At 68.5% G+C, this 14,713-nt stretch carries 16 protein-coding genes and 1 pseudogene; 5 read left to right on the top strand and 12 right to left on the bottom strand.

Annotation, left to right across the window (positions count from 1 at the left end; all coding sequences use genetic code 11):
* Positions 1-2: 2 nt before the first annotated feature.
* The 10 genes from ligD to WS87_RS29715 form a co-directional block, all read right to left on the bottom strand.
* The gene (ligD, locus tag WS87_RS29760) at positions 3-2,816 is read right to left on the bottom strand and encodes a DNA ligase D (protein ID WP_059817004.1); all 2,814 of its coding nucleotides are present in this window, start codon (positions 2,814-2,816) and stop codon (positions 3-5) included.
* Between the two features lie 24 nt (positions 2,817-2,840).
* The gene (gene ku / locus WS87_RS29755; protein ID WP_059817007.1) at positions 2,841-3,866 is read right to left on the bottom strand and encodes a non-homologous end joining protein Ku; all 1,026 of its coding nucleotides are present in this window, start codon (positions 3,864-3,866) and stop codon (positions 2,841-2,843) included.
* Positions 3,867-4,139: 273 nt separating this feature from the next.
* Complete coding sequence (locus tag WS87_RS29750) at positions 4,140-4,526, bottom strand: DUF3022 domain-containing protein (RefSeq protein WP_059536979.1); 387 nt, start codon at positions 4,524-4,526, stop codon at positions 4,140-4,142.
* Positions 4,523-4,684: a DUF1328 domain-containing protein gene (locus WS87_RS29745; protein WP_081052496.1), complete on the bottom strand. Its 162-nt coding sequence runs from the start codon at positions 4,682-4,684 to the stop codon at positions 4,523-4,525. Before WS87_RS29745 ends, WS87_RS29750 begins: the two co-directional genes overlap by 4 nt.
* Before the next feature lie 54 nt (positions 4,685-4,738).
* Positions 4,739-4,927: a DUF3008 family protein gene (locus WS87_RS29740; protein ID WP_059536983.1), complete on the bottom strand. Its 189-nt coding sequence runs from the start codon at positions 4,925-4,927 to the stop codon at positions 4,739-4,741.
* 77 nt (positions 4,928-5,004) lie between these two features.
* Positions 5,005-6,438, bottom strand: coding sequence for an RNA polymerase factor sigma-54 (locus WS87_RS29735; protein WP_059817010.1), 1,434 nt, complete (start codon positions 6,436-6,438; stop codon positions 5,005-5,007).
* Between the two features lie 235 nt (positions 6,439-6,673).
* Positions 6,674-6,985, bottom strand: coding sequence for a hypothetical protein (locus tag WS87_RS29730; RefSeq protein ID WP_059536989.1), 312 nt, complete (start codon positions 6,983-6,985; stop codon positions 6,674-6,676).
* Positions 6,986-7,034: 49 nt separating this feature from the next.
* On the bottom strand, positions 7,035-7,346 hold the full coding sequence (locus WS87_RS29725) for a hypothetical protein (RefSeq protein ID WP_059817012.1): 312 nt from the start codon (positions 7,344-7,346) through the stop codon (positions 7,035-7,037).
* Positions 7,343-7,612, bottom strand: a complete 270-nt coding sequence (locus tag WS87_RS29720) for a hypothetical protein (protein ID WP_082750577.1) — start codon at positions 7,610-7,612, stop codon at positions 7,343-7,345. The genes WS87_RS29725 and WS87_RS29720 overlap by 4 nt, the downstream gene beginning before the upstream one ends.
* A gap of 196 nt (positions 7,613-7,808) precedes the next feature.
* Positions 7,809-8,111 (bottom strand): hypothetical protein, encoded by a 303-nt coding sequence (locus WS87_RS29715; RefSeq protein WP_059537426.1) that lies wholly within the window; start codon positions 8,109-8,111, stop codon positions 7,809-7,811.
* A 154-nt stretch (positions 8,112-8,265) separates the two neighbouring features.
* On the opposite strand from WS87_RS29715, the gene WS87_RS29710 reads away from it, so the two are divergent.
* The 5 genes from WS87_RS29710 to WS87_RS29690 all read left to right on the top strand — a co-directional run bounded on the left by WS87_RS29710 (position 8,266) and on the right by WS87_RS29690 (position 12,026).
* Positions 8,266-8,520 (top strand): hypothetical protein, encoded by a 255-nt coding sequence (locus WS87_RS29710; protein WP_059536998.1) that lies wholly within the window; start codon positions 8,266-8,268, stop codon positions 8,518-8,520.
* Positions 8,521-8,608: 88 nt separating this feature from the next.
* Entirely contained in the window at positions 8,609-9,040 is a 432-nt protein-coding gene (locus WS87_RS29705; protein WP_059537001.1) for a CBS domain-containing protein, read from the top strand.
* 91 nt (positions 9,041-9,131) lie between these two features.
* The gene (locus WS87_RS29700) at positions 9,132-9,614 is read left to right on the top strand and encodes a PRC-barrel domain-containing protein (protein ID WP_059817017.1); all 483 of its coding nucleotides are present in this window, start codon (positions 9,132-9,134) and stop codon (positions 9,612-9,614) included.
* 282 nt (positions 9,615-9,896) lie between these two features.
* Positions 9,897-11,192 (top strand): MFS transporter, encoded by a 1,296-nt coding sequence (locus WS87_RS29695; RefSeq protein ID WP_059817020.1) that lies wholly within the window; start codon positions 9,897-9,899, stop codon positions 11,190-11,192.
* Between the two features lie 51 nt (positions 11,193-11,243).
* Positions 11,244-12,026 (top strand): substrate-binding domain-containing protein, encoded by a 783-nt coding sequence (locus tag WS87_RS29690; RefSeq protein ID WP_059817022.1) that lies wholly within the window; start codon positions 11,244-11,246, stop codon positions 12,024-12,026.
* A 24-nt stretch (positions 12,027-12,050) separates the two neighbouring features.
* Here the strand turns inward: WS87_RS29690 and dctA are convergent.
* Both dctA and WS87_RS29680 read right to left on the bottom strand, forming a co-directional pair.
* Positions 12,051-13,372: pseudogene (dctA, locus tag WS87_RS29685) on the bottom strand (C4-dicarboxylate transporter DctA).
* A 43-nt stretch (positions 13,373-13,415) separates the two neighbouring features.
* On the bottom strand, positions 13,416-14,339 hold the full coding sequence (locus WS87_RS29680) for a LysR family transcriptional regulator (RefSeq protein ID WP_059692894.1): 924 nt from the start codon (positions 14,337-14,339) through the stop codon (positions 13,416-13,418).
* Positions 14,340-14,713: the final 374 nt, after the last annotated feature.

Here is a 14,713-nt window from a genome sequence, read left to right as displayed (position 1 = left end):
CGTCACGCCCCGTCGAGCCGCGCGCGCATCTGCGCGGAGATGCGCTGCCGCGTGTCGTCGTAGCCTTCCCACGGATCGCGCTGGAGCCGGTCGAGCCGTTCGTGCAGCGTGTCGATCGTCCATTGCGCGCCGCCCGTCGTGTCGGGCACCTCGTCCCAGCGCAGCGGCACCGATACGCCCATCCCGGGCCGCGCACGCGCCGAGTACGCCGCGATCGTGCTCGCGCCGCGGCCGTTGCGCAGGTAATCGATGAAGATCTTGCCGCGACGATGACGCGGGCCCATCGTCGCGGTGAAACGGTCGGGCAGCGCGCCCGCGACGTGTTGCGCGACGGCGCGCGAGAAGTCCTTCACGTCGTCCCATCCGAGGTGCCGCGTGATCGGCACGACCACATGCAGCCCCTTGCCGCCGCTCGTCTTGCAGAACGACGCGAGCCCCAGTTCGTCGAGCAGCCCGCGCACGAGTTGCGCGGCCTCGATCATCGCGCTCCACGGCAGCGCGGGATCAGGATCGAGGTCGAACACGATTCGGTCGGGCCGCTCGATGTTCGACGCGTGCGCGTTCCACGTATGCAGTTCGATCGTGCCCATCTGCGCGGCGCCGAGCAGCGCGTCGACGCTGTCGAGCGACAGCAGCGGACCGTGACCCGGATCGAGCCCGGCATGTTGCGTGACGAACGGAATCTCGCGGCGTTCCGCGTGCTTCTGGAAGAACAGCTCGCCGGCGATGTCGCCGGGCGCGCGCACGAGCGACACGGGTCGCCCCTTCAGGTCCGGCAACAGCCACGGCGCGACCCATTGCCAGTAATGCGCGAGATCGATCTTGCGCGTGCCGCTTTGCGGGTCGAGCACGCGGTCGGGATGGGTGATGCGCACGCGGCCGAGCTGATCCGGGCCGGCATCGTCGCCGGCCGTGCGGGTGGATGACCGTGAACGCGCGTGGTGTTCGCGGCCATTCGCTTCATGAGCCGCGTGCGACGCGTGCTTGCGGGGATGTTTGTCGTCGTGCGTGGTTCGCTGTCGATCCATCGTCATCTCCGTTTTTGCATTTTCCGTATGCTTCGGCACTTCGCGGACGATCTGCGTGGCCGGCTTGTCTTCGCGCAGCGCGATGAACGCGGCCTGCCGCACGATGCCGTCGCCGGTCCATTCCGCGAATTCGCATTCGGCGACGAGCGTCGGTTCGATCCAGTGCACGCGCGTGCGCGAGCGTTCGCGCGGCGGCGGATCGAACGGCGGCGTGTCGCGCTCGTGCTTGCGCAGGATCGCGGCAAGCCGGTCGAGCATGCGTGCGTCGAAGCCTGTGCCGACCCGGCCGACATAGCGCAGCGGTGTCGGCCCGCGTCGCCGCTTGCCGGCCCGCGCCGGTTCGTGCACGCCGAGCAGCAGCGCACCGAAGCCGTGGCGGCTGCCCGACGGCTCGGTATAGCCGCCGATCACGAACTCCTGCCTGCGTCGGCATTTGAGCTTGATCCACGCAGGTGAACGTCCGGCCCGATAGCGCGAGTCCGCGCGCTTGCCGATCAGCCCTTCCAGGCCCGTATCGCATGCGCTTGCGATCAGCGACGCGACGTCGTCGCCGAGATCGGGCGAAAAGCGCAGTCGCGCGGGGTCGCTGTCGGCCAGCAGCGGTTCGAGCAGCGCGCGGCGTGCGGTGAGCGGCGCGTCGCGCAGGTCGTAACCGTCAAGGAAGGGCAAATCGAATACGAACAGCGTGACCGCATCCGAGCGCCCCGCACCGAGGGCGTTCTGCAGCGCCTGGAAATCGGGGAGGCCGTGCGCGCCGAGCACGACGGCCTCGCCGTCGAGCCATGCGTCGTCGACGGCGAGCGCGGCGAGCGCATCGCGTTGCGCGCGCAGCTTCGCGGTCCAGTCGCGGCCTTCACGCGTCATCAGCTTCACGTGCCGGCGTGTGCCCTTGCCCGCGATACGCGCGAGGATCCGGTAGCCATCGAACTTCAGTTCGTAGCGCCAGTCGCCCTGCGCGGGCGGGCCGTCAACCAGCGTCGCGAGTTGCGGCGCGACGCGCTCGGGCAACGGCGCGCGCACCGCGCCTTCGATCCCGGACGGATCGGTGGGCGGGCGTTCACGCTCGTCGTGCTCGTCATGCCGCGCGCCACGTGCATCGTGTTGCGCAGTCTTGTCGCCGCGGCCGCGCGGCGTCCGGCGCGCATGCTTCGAGCCATCGGCCGAATCCGCGCGCGTCGCAGACGCAGCGCCATCATGCACACTCCCCGGCCGCTCGCCGACGACGTCGAATTCGTCCGCGTCGCGCGCGTCGTCGTCGCGCTCCTTGATCAGCAGCCATTGCTCCTGTCGCCCCTGCTGGCGCCCGCTGCGCACAAGCGCCCAGCCGCCGTGCAGCTTTTCGCCGTCGAGCCGGAACGTGAGCTTGCCCGCGCGATAGCCGTCGCGTGCCTGCGCGAGGCCGCCGTCGGGTGTCCACGTGCCTTCGTCCCATACGACGACCGACCCCGCGCCGTAATGCCCGGCCGGAATCTTGCCTTCGAACGACGCATATTCGAGCGGATGGTCCTCGACATGCACGGCGAGACGCTTCACCGACGGATCGTAGCTCGGCCCCTTCGGCACGGCCCATGATTTCAGCGTGCCGTCGAGTTCGAGCCGGAAGTCGTAGTGCAAGCGCCGCGCATGATGCTCCTGGATCACGAAGCGCAGCGGATGGACGGTGCGGGCGCGCGCCCGCGCGGAGGGTTTCGCATCCGCCTTCGCACGCCGGCGCCCTTGCGTGCCCTCCGGTTCCGGCGTCGCGCCGAAGTGGCGTTTGCGACGATAGGGATCGAGCTTGCCGGGCATCGCATCACCTCGCTTCGCGCGGCGTCATGCGGCGTGCTTGCGGCGTGCGGTGGCCTTCTTCACCGCATGCTCGCCGTGCGCGGCACGTTTCGCGGCCGGCCGTTTCGCCGCCGCGGTTTTCGTGGCCGCGCCCGTCGCCGCGGTTTTTGAAGCCGGCTTGCGGCGCCCGCCGCCGCGCGACGACGACGATGCCTCATCCGTATTCGCGTCCTCGTCGTCGCCCGCATCGCGCAGATCCGCCGCACGCGCCCCGCCGCCGCCCTTCAGGCTGCGCTTCAGCAACTCGGTGAGGTCGACCACGTTGGCCGCCGCGCGGCTCGTCTGCGCCGGCCGTTCCTCGATCTCCTCGATCTTGCCCGCGCGCACCTTGCGCTCGACCAGCTCGAGGATGTCGTCGCGGAACGTGTCGTGATACTCGTCGGGCGTCCACTTGCCGGCCATGTCGTCGATCAGCTTCTTCGCCATGGCGAGCTCGCGCGCGGTCACGCCCGCGCCCTTCGCGTCGTCGGCCGGCACCGACAGTTCGTCGAGCGGCCGCAACTCCTCCTGCCAGCGCAGCGTATCGAGCGCGAGCAGCGGCCCGACCGGAATCAGCGCGCCGAGATGCTGTCGGTCGCGCATCACGACCAGCGCGATGCCGATCTTGCCGCTGTCCTTCAATGCATCGCGCAGCAGCGCATAGACCTTCTCGCCCTTGCGGTCCGGCACGAGGTAGTACGGCGTGTCGAGATAGAGGAACGACACGGCATCCTCGTCGACGAAGGTCAGGATGTCGACGGTCTGCGTCGATTCGGGGTTCGCCGCGCGGATTTCGTCGTCGGTCAGCACGACGTAGCGTTCCTTCTCGTATTCGTAGCCGCGCACGATGTCCTCGCGCGTGACTTCCTTGCCGGTGCGCTTGTTGATCTGCCGGTAGCCGACCGGATCCATCGAGCGCTTGTCGAGCAGCCGGAACGACGGCTTCACGGTGCGCGTCGCGGGAAACAGCTGCACGGGCACGTGAACGAGCCCGAAGCTGATCGCGCCTTTCCAGATCATCCGCGGTGCCATGCCTGTCCTCCTTGCCGCTTGCACGCCCGCCTGGCGAACCGGCTCCCCCGTGCGACGTTCGGCGAGGGGGCGCGATTGCGCGCCGTCGGGTTGCGGTCGATTGCCGGATCGGGGAGATTCGTCATGCGCGCATCCTCGCATCGGTTCGGTGATGGACGGCGGCGTGCGGGGCCGCGTCGCGGCGCACACGCAGCCGTCACGGGAAAAGGACGCGCCGCGCGGCGCGTGCCGCGGCGGCCCGCTACGGTGTCGCGACGGGCTGCTGCCGCGACGTCAGGGCGCGCGCAGCGCGCGATCCAGTTCGTCGCGCGTCACGTCGAGCGCGACGCTGCATTCGATCTCGGCGTCCTCGACACGCGGTTTCTGTTCGTCCACCGCGCGCCGCGCCATGTCGCACACATGCGTCCGGACGCGCAACCGGTCGGCCGTACCGAGCGATGCATAGCGCGTGAGCACGTCGGGATCGAAACGCAGATCGACCGCGCAGCGCCATTGACGGGCATCGTCATCGGACGGCACGCGCACCCACGACACCTGGATCGTCAGCCGCCCCGACGCGTCGTCCGCATGCACGACGACGGTCGATTGCGACGGAAAGCCGTTCGCGAGCGCATGCTCGAGTTCCGCGATGCGCTGCGAACGGTCGGGTGCGATCGTCATCGGCGCACGACTCCCAGCAGCAGCGTGACCAGGAAGATCACGACGAAGATGTAGAACAGGATCTTCGCGATCTCGGCCGCGCCGGCCGCGATGCCGCCGAAGCCGAACAAAGCGGCGACGAGCGCGATAATGAAGAAGATGATGGCGTATCGAAGCATGAATGCCTCCTGGAGTCCTGAAGAACGACAATCGTCGACGCGTGTCGCCGCCGATCAAGAATCGTGCTTGTGCCGGGGTTTGCCGTGGGCCGGCGTCGAAGCCATTTTTTCGAGTTCCTTCTCGCTCATCGACTTGGCCATCGACTTCGCAGGCGGCTTCAGGTCCTTCATCTTCGTGTCACCGCGCTTGGCCGACAGGGCGGCCCCCGCGGCGCGCTGCTGGGCTTGGGACTTGGCTGGCATGGTTTCCCTCCTCTCGGTGATGCGCGCGGACACCGCAGATCGCAGGTCGCGGGCCGCGCGCGGTTCGGACGGTATCGTCACGCGGCGTCGCGCCGGCGCAGTTCAGCGGGCGGAATCTTCATCGCCTGGCGGTACTTGGTCACCGTGCGACGCGCAAGAAGGATGCCGCGCCCCGCGAGATTCTGCGCAAGCGCGACGTCCGACAGCGGATCGGTATGGCGCTCGGCCGCGATCATGTCGCGGATCAGCACCTTCGCGGCCGACGCCGAGCACACGCCCTTGCCGGCCGCTTCCAGCTTGCGCGGGAAGAAATGCTTGAACTCGAACGTGCCGTGCGGCGTGGCCATGTATTTGTTGCCCGTCGCGCGCGACACGGTCGATTCGTGCAGGTCGAGTTCCTCGGCGATGTCGCGCAGCACGAGCGGCTTCATCGCGATCTCGCCGTAGCGGAAGAAATCGCGCTGCCGCGCGACGATGCATTCGCCGACGCGCTGGATCGTGTCGAAGCGCTTCTGCACGTTGCGGATCAGCCAGCGCGCTTCCTGCAACTGCTGGCCGAGCGGCGAATCGCGCTCGCCGCTCGACTGCGCGAACAAGGTCGCGTAGCGCTCGTGCAACCGCGCGCGCGGCAGCACGGCCGGGTTGATCGTCACGATCCATTCGTCGCGCACCTGGCGCACGATCACGTCGGGTATCACGTAGTCGCCGCGCGTGCTGCCGTAGTGATTGCCGGGACGCGGATCGAGCGTGCGCACCAGCGCGCACGCGGCCTGCATCGTCGGCTGGCTGCAGCCCAGGCGTCGCTGGATTTCCGCCGTCTCGCGCCGCGCGAGCCGTTCGAGGTGCTCGCGCGCGATCGCCTTCGCCTCCGCGAGCGCCGGCGTGCCGGCCGGAATCGCATCGAGTTGCAGCGCCAGGCATTCGGATACCGAACGCGCGGCGATGCCCGGACGGTCCAGCATCTGCACGAGCCGCAGCGCGACCGCGAGATCCTGTTCCGACAGCAGCAGCGCCGGATCGGCCGCGACCAGCAGCTCGGCCAGCTCCTGACGCAGGTAGCCGTCCTCGTCGAGCGCATCGATCACGATGCGCGCGGCCTCGCGGTCGCGCTTGTTCAGCGGATAAAGGCGCAGTGCATCGTGCAATTGCTGGTGCAGCGACGGCTCGGCCGCCATCCACTCGCCGGGCGACAGGTCGCTCGCGTCGTCGGCCTGGCGGCTCGTGCCGCGCGGCGCCGGAGCGGCCGTATACGACACCTCGCCGTCAGGCGGACGCACGTCCTCGCGCTCGGGCGGCGGCTCGGGCGGCGCGGCTTCGGCAGTGGGTTCGGGCGCGTCGGCGGCGGCTTCGTCGTCGCCCTGGCCATCTTCGAGAAACGGATTCGAGTCGAGCGCCTGCCGCAATTCCTGCTGGAATTCGAGCGAAGACAACTGCAGCAGGCGAAGCGACTGCTGAAGCCTCGGCGTGAGTGCCAGATGCTGTCGCATCTGGAGCGCAAGCGTGACGGACATCGATGCCCTCCTGACGGTGTGCGGAATTGCGTTCACACGCATTCACGCAGCTTCCATGCCAACGCGGCGAAGCACCGTCCGGCGCGGCTCTCGCGGGTTCGCACCCCGCCCGCGGCGGCTCCGGGTGCCGACTTTTTTACAAGCACCGGCAAGTTAGGGGCACGGAATTCGCGCCGGGTGGACGCACCGGCGGCGCGCCGGCTTATCCGCGTGCGTCCGCGCGACGTTCCGCGCGTCAGTACTGCATCGGCGGCGGCGTGCCCGGCATCGTCCGGTCGCCCTGCACACCGTTCGGCCCCGGCGGCGGCACGTCGGCCGGCTCACCGCCCGCCGCGCCCGCCGGCAGCGTGTTGTACGGCGACGGACGCGTGTCGTAGCGCGTATTCGCGTCCGGCATCGTCGTGGTCGGCGACGCACCATGGCCGTCCGGCGGCGCCGGCGGCGCGCCGTGCGCGCCGTAGGGGCCCTGCGGTTGCGTGCACGCGCCCAGCGCGCACGCGGCGGCGAACGCACAGGCGCCGATACGCATCGTCTGGATCGGTTTCATCGGAATCCTCCGTTGAGTCGGCGGCAGGGGCCGGCCGTGGCGACACGGCTCAGAGCCGGTTGAAATGGAAATCGCCGGCATATGCGGTGGGCGCGCGGCGCGCCATCATCATGTCGAATTCGGCGGCGACGCGGGCCAGCGCACCGCGTTGCCGCTCGGTACCGGCCTGCTCGAGCGCCGTGAATGCGTCGGCGTCGAAGGTGACGGTCAGCGACGCCGGATGGCCATCGACACGAAAGCCGAAATGCAGTGCGCCGGCCGGCTGCTCCTCGATATGGAACGGCATCGCCCGCGCCTCGAAATGGTGGCCGAGCGTCTCGGCCACGTCGCGCAGCATGCCGGGTTTCACGCGAATGCTCATCGTGGCCCCTCCTTGAATCGGGTGAACGCCACCGGCGGCACGCCCGTCGGCGGCACGTGGATCGGCGGCTCCCGCGTCGGCGGCTCGCGTTCCGGTGGCGGCTGCTCCGGCGGATCGCCTTCCGGATCGTGATACGGCTCGGGCGTGCCGGGCGGCAGGTCGTCCGGCGGGGGCGGTTCGGGGTCGGGCTCGACGTCGGGAATCACCGGCTCGGGCCGATGCAGCGACTGGGCGGGATTTCGGTGGGCATCTCGGTTCATGGGCATTCGTGCGTTGTGCTGTCGTGACGGCCTCGGATTGCGGCACGTTCGCCGCTCGCTGCGCTACACATTCGGTGGCCGCAAGCCGCGTGCCGGTCATTCATGCCGCATTTCGCTTGTCGACGCGCCGACCCGCAAGCCGCCGCCCGGCGCGACGTGCATTCGCTACACCGCGCGCTGCAATTCTTTCAAGGCCATCGCGTTACCCGTCGTACGCGGCCATCACGAGCCACAACTCGTGGTCGTCGTCGCGCACCCGCGCGGCGAGCGCATACGAATCGGCCGGCTCGCACGCGCGCTGCAGCGCGAAGCGCGCCGGCTCGGTCGAGCCGAAGGTCTCGTCGAGCGGCCGCACGTCGGCCTTGCCTTCGAACATGCGGCGATCGGGCCGGTAAATCAGCGGCTCCTGTTTCCACGTGATGAAGTGGCTCTTCACCGACTCGAACCCTCCGCCGCAGACGTTGACTTCATAGCGCACTCCCGGCCGCCGTTTCGGAATCGTCATCGTGCCCTCCCGTTCGATGTGCGTGTGCATGCGGCGCGTGGCGCCGCGTGTTGTCGTCGTTGCTACCGACATGGCAAGTCGCGTGCCGCCGCCATGCAGCGGGCACGGCCGTTGCGCGATGTGCGCCTCAACGTCACCGACACGGAGGCATGCCATGAAGGATTCGACCCGTTCCGGCCGCGACGCGCCGACGCACGAACCGCATCCCGATCCGTCGCCGCCGCTGAAGGACCAGGACCACACGAAAACGCGCCACTCCGAGCGGCATATCGACAAGCAGCTGGAGGACACGTTCCCCGCGAGCGATCCGCCGGCGACCGGCGGCGTCACGCGCATCGAGCCCGACACGCCGCCGGGCACGCACGACGACGGCCCGTGGCAGGACCCGGCCAAGCGCCGCGACGAATGACCGTCGGCGATTCGACGAACACGCGTGCCGAACGGCACGCCGCTTGCTGACTCGTACGGCCCGGACTCAAACCTGCAAGGAGGACTTCATGCATCGCGTCAACGAAATCATGTCGCAGGACGTCGTGCGCATCGCGCCGACCGACTCGATCCGTCATGCGGCGCAACTGATGGAGCGCTACGACATCGGCGCGCTGCCCGTGTGCGACAACAACCGGCTGATCGGCATGGTCACGGACCGCGACCTCGCGGTGCGCGCGATCTCGGCCGGCAAGCCGCCGGAGACGCGGATCCACGAAGTTGCGTCGGGCCCGATCGAATGGTGTTTCGAGGACGATTCGCTGGACGAGATCCAGCACTACATGGCCGACGCGCAACTGCGCCGCCTGCCCGTCGTCGATCACGACAAGCGCCTCGTCGGCATGCTGTCGCTCGCGGACATCGCGACACGCACGGCCGGCCCCGCGCGCGACGACGTCGCGAACACGCTCGAAGGCGTGTCGCAACCGAAGCGTACGTGACGGGGCGATCCTCGCCCCGCCCGACAACCCCGCGCGACCCGCAGGGCCCATCCCGGGCACGGCCGCGCTCCACCCAACCAGGAGGACAACCATGCAGACTTCCGATCGAGGACAGACGCGCATCGTCGGCAAGGGCGCCGCGACGGCGGCCGGCCCGGGCCCCGACGTGATGGCGGCCGACACGCTGGAAGGCGACAAGGTCTACACGACCGACGGCGACGACGTCGGCAAGATCAAGGACATCATGCTCGACGTGCGCTCGGGCCGTGTTGCCTACGCCGTGCTGTCGAGCGGCGGCGTGCTCGGCATCGGCGACAAGCTGCTCGCGATCCCGTGGAGCGCGCTCACGCTCGATACCGAACGCAAGTGTTTCCTGCTGTCGGTGTCGTCGGAGCGGATCCGCAACGCGCCGGGCTTCGACAAGGATCACTGGCCGGCGATGGCCGACCCGCAATGGGCCGAGCCGCTGCACGAGTTCTACGGCAGCGCGCCGTACTGGAGCGCGGGCGACGAGCTCGGGCTCACCGATCCGACCGAGGAACTGAACGATCCTCGCACGCGCGGGCGGCACTGACCGTTCGTGATTTGCCCGTGGTTCAGGCGACAGGCCCCGCGAATGCGGGGCTTTTTTGGGCTTTTTGACGGATCCCGGAGCCGGCCCGATCCACCGAGGCTGGCCTTGCCGGCCGCCGGCCGTGCGTGCGTCCGACGTGGCGCGCCGCCTGATTGATAACCATACGACATCAATCCTTCCAAAAATCGCACTTATCGTTTGTCCGTCTCCGGGCCAATATTGCCGAAACGACAATCGACCGCTCCCCCGGCGCATTCTTCCCGATTTCCTGGAGACACCCTGATGCACCCCTCGCCCAGCCTTCCGACCGCACGGTCGAAGGCCGCCGCGGTATTCCGCGTGACGGCCGGCAACTTCCTCGAGCAGTTCGACTTCTTCCTGTTCGGCTTCTACGCAACCCAGATCTCCGCCGTATTCTTTCCCGCCGCGAGCGAGTTCGCGTCGCTGATGATGACCTTCGCCGTCTTCGGCGCCGGCTTCCTGATGCGGCCGCTGGGCGCGATCGTGCTGGGTGCGTACATCGACGACGTGGGCCGCCGCAAGGGCCTGATCGTCACGCTGGCGATCATGGCGAGCGGCACGATCCTGATCGCGTTCGTGCCGGGCTACGCGACGATCGGCCTGCTCGCGCCCGTGCTCGTGCTGGTCGGGCGCCTGCTGCAGGGCTTTTCGGCGGGTGCAGAACTCGGCGGCGTGTCGGTCTATCTCGCCGAGATGGCCACGCCCGGCCGCAAGGGCTTCTACACGAGCTGGCAGTCCGCCAGCCAGCAGGTCGCGATCGTCGTCGCGGCCGGCCTCGGCTTCGCGCTCAATCAATGGATGAGCACGTCGGCCATCGCCTCGTGGGGCTGGCGCGTGCCGTTCTTCGTCGGCTGCATGATCGTGCCGTTCATCTTCATGCTGCGCCGCAACCTCGAGGAAACGCAGGCGTTCAAGGCCCGCAAGCATCGTCCGGGCATGAAGGAAGTGTTCAGGACGCTGGCGCGGAACTGGGGCGTCGTGATCGCCGGCATGATGCTGGTCGCGATGACCACCACGAGCTTCTACCTCATCACGGTCTACGCGCCGACCTTCGGCAAGACGGTCCTGCACCTGAGCACGGCCGACAGCCTGCTCGTCACGCTGTGCGTCGGCGTGTCGAACTTCGTGTGGCTGCCGATCGGCGGCGCCCTGTCCGATCGCATCGGCCGCCGGCCGCTGCTCGTCGGCATGACGCTGCTCGCGATCGCCACCGCCTACCCGGCACTGTCCCTGCTCGCCCATGCGCCGTCGTTCGTCAACATGCTGCTCGTGCTTCTGTGGCTGTCGTTCATGTACGGGATCTACAACGGTGCGATGGTCGTCGCCCTGACGGAAGTGATGCCCGTCGAGGTGCGCGTGGCGGGTTTCTCGCTCGCCTACAGCCTCGCCACGGCCGTGTTCGGCGGCTTTACGCCGGCCATCTCGACGGCGCTCATTCACATGACCGGCGACAAGGCCGCGCCCGGCTACTGGATGAGCCTCGCCGCGGTGTGCGCGCTGCTCGCGACGTTCGCCCTGTATCGCCGGCAGACGGCCACGCTGACGCCGGCGCACTGAAGCCTCACGCCGAACGACCCGTCCCGACTCCACATGTCCAAGACCACGACCATGAAGAACCTGCTCCTGAAACTCTGCGCGACCGCGCTCGTCGCCACCTCGGCGGTCGCCGCGAACGTGCAGGCCGCCGACCTGCACGTGATGAGCTCGGGCGGCTTCACCGCCGCCTACAAGCTGCTCGGCCCGCAGTTCGCGTCCCGCTCGGGCAACACGCTCGAAACCGCGCTCGGCCCGTCGATGGGCAAGTCGCCTGAAGCGATTCCGAACCGGCTCGCGCGCGGCGAGCCGGCTGACGTCGTGATCATGGTCGGCTATGCGCTCGACGATCTGATCAAGCAAGGCAAGGTCAAAGCCGGATCGCGCGTCGAGCTGGCCGATTCGCGCATCGGCATGGTCGTGCGCGACGGCGCCGCGAAACCCGACATCAGCACGGCCGAAGGCCTCAGGCAGGTTCTGCTGCATGCGAAGTCGATCGCCTACTCGGACAGCGCGAGCGGCGTCTACATCGAGCGCGAGTTGTTCAAAAAGCTCGGCATCGAGGACCAGGTGAAATCGAAAGCGGCCATGATCCCGCGGATCCCGGTCGCATCCGTGGTCGCGAACGGCGACTACGACATCGGCTTTCAGCAGGTGAGCGAACTGCTGCCCGTGAAGGGCGCGACCTTCGTCGGGAAGATTCCCGAATCGCTGCAGTCGGTTACGCGCTTCGCGGCCGGCATCCCGGTCGGCGCGCAGCACCCGCAGGAAGCGAAGGCGCTTCTCGACTATCTCGCGTCGCCCGACGTGCAGGCCGAAGTGAAATCGACCGGGCTGGATTCCGTCTCCGCACACTGAGCACGACCGACGGGAAGGTGCGCGTCAGACCGCCTTCCCGTCGGGCCCGGCGCCGGCCTCCGCGCCATCGGCGCCATTCGGGCCAGCCGGTCCGGTCCCGTTCAGCATCCGCGCGAGACGCGCGCGATCGCACGCCCCTTCCCGCATCGAAACGAAGATCACCGCGCACGCGTTGCTGATCACGCTCGTCAGCGCACGCGCCTCGGACATGAAGCGATCGATGCCGACCAGAAGCGCGACGCCCGCAACCGGCAGGTCGGGCATCACGGCGAGCGTCGCGACGAGCGCGACGAGCCGCTGCCGGACACGCCGGCCGCGCCCTTCGACGTCAGCAGCATGACGGCCAGCATCGCGGCGATCTGCGGCGCGGAAAGCGGCACATCGCACGCCTGGGCGATGAACAACGCGGCGAGCGTCAGATAGATCGCGGTGCCGTCCAGGTTGAACGAGTAACCGGCCGGCAGCACGAGCCCCACGACGCCCTTGTCGCAACCGAGCGACTCCAGCTTGACGATCAGCCGCGGCAATACCGGCTCCGTCGACGAAGTCGCGAGGACGATCAGCAACTCCTCGCGGATGTAGCGCAACAACCGCCACAACGCGAAACCGTGCAACCGCGCGAGCGGCGCGAGCACCAGCGCGACGAACAGCGCGCAGGCCACGTAGAACGACGCCATCAGCCACGCGAGCGAGCCGACCGAGCCGATGCCGAAGCGCCCCACCGTGAAGGCCATCGCGCCGAATGCGCCGAGCGGGGCGAGCCGCATGATCATCGCGAGCACGCGAAACACGATCTGCGCGACGCCGTCGATCAGCGCCAGCACGGGCCGCCCGGCCTGCGGATACGCGTTCAGCGAAAAACCGAACAGCAGCGACAGCAGCAGCACGGGCAGCACCTCGCCCTGCTGGAACGCGCCGAGCATCGTATCCGGGATCACGCTCAGCGCGAACTCGACGAGGCCGCGCGGTTGCGCATGCTGCGCGTATTGCGCCAGGACGCTCGCGTCGAGATGGCGCACGTCGACGTGCATGCCGGCCCCGGGCCGCAGCACGAGCGCGGTGACGAGCCCGAATGCGAGCGCGGCGGCGGTCAGCAGATAGAACAGCACCAGCGCGCGGACGATCGTGCGTCCGATGGCCTGCCCGTTCGCGAGCGACGTGATGCCGGAGACGATCGTGCAGAACACGATCGGCGCGATCATCATCCGCACGAGAGCGACGAATGCATCGCTGAGCGGTTTGAGCGCCGCGCCGGCCGACGGCCAGAAGTGGCCGACGCTCACGCCGAGCGCCATCGCCAGCAGAACCTGCACGTAAAGCGAACGAAGCGGTCTTGCCAGCCTCATGCTGCGGTCTTCCTCGATGTTCCGGTCGTATTCGTCACGAGCATTACTTCGATGCATCGCTGCGCGGCGCACCGCCGCGCCTGGCGTCGATGACCGCCCGGTGAAACTCCTCCGCGGCGGGCGTCAGCGGGCGTCCGCGCCGTTTCACGATACCCACCCGGCGCTTGACCGAAGGTTCGACGAGGGGCACGCTCGTGAGCAGCGGATGGTCGTGTCCGGGCATCGCCATCGACGGCACCGCGGCGACGCCGAGCCCCGCTTCGACCAGCCCGAGCATGGTCGTCACGTGGCGCGTCTCGCACACGCTCGGCGCGCGCGGCGCGACGCTCGTCAGTGCCTGGTCGAGCAACAGGCGGTTGCCGGACGTCTTGTCCACGGACACGTACTCGTATTCGTAAAGTTCGTTCCAGGTCACGCGCTTCTTGCGCGCGAGCGGATGATCGCGCCGGCATGCGGCAACGAATCGCTCCTGCAGCAGCAGCTTGAACTCGACCTCGGATTCCTGGCTGCCCATGAAGCTCACGCCGAAATCGGCCTCGCCACTAATGACGGCGCTCAGCACCTCGTTCGCGCTCGCATCCAGCAGCTTGACCCTGATGCGCGGAAAGCGGCGATGATAGCTGGCGATCACGTTCGGCAGGAAATAGTAGGCCACCGACGGCACGCACGCGATCGTCACGTGGCCGAGGCGGCTCGACGAAACGTCGCGGATGCCGAGCAGCGCCACGTCGAGATCGTCCAGCAGTTGCTCGGCGCTCGGCGCGAACACGCGGCCGACCGTCGTCAGCGTGACGCTGCGCGTCGTGCGCTCGAACAGACGCACGCCGAGCGCTTCCTCCAGCTTGTCGATCCGGCGACTCAACGCGGGCTGCGAAATGCTGATCGCCTCGGCGGCCTTGCGGAAGCTTCCCAGCTCCACCACCGCGCGAAACGCCTGCAAGTCGGTCAAATCGAAGTTGATTCCCACGGGTCCGGTCTCCGCATCTCGAATGCCGCGTATTGTGCACGATTCGGAGAAGCACACCCAGCCGGGACATGCCCGACCGCGACACTCCGGGCGCGCCGGCATGCCGCGTGCGGCGGGCGAATGCACGCGGCAGGACGACGCCCGATACCGTTTTACAAGCGCCGTGTAAGGCCCGCGATCGGCCACGCTCGATCGCCCGCGGCGGCTTTCGCCTGTAGCCGGATGCCGTCCCGACGCAAACTGCGCATGCATGTTGACTGCATGCGGCATGCCGGTTGCTGCACGCCCTGCACAGCATCGATATGGGAGCCGCCGATGTTCCGACTCGCCCGGATCTTCCCCCCGCTTGCCGTCCGCCGTCGTGCGCACGTCGA

It is taken from the genome of Burkholderia sp. MSMB0856, from assembly GCF_001524645.2.
Classification (GTDB): Bacteria; Pseudomonadota; Gammaproteobacteria; order Burkholderiales; family Burkholderiaceae; genus Burkholderia; species Burkholderia diffusa.
This window is presented reverse-complemented; position numbering and strand designations above follow the sequence as displayed.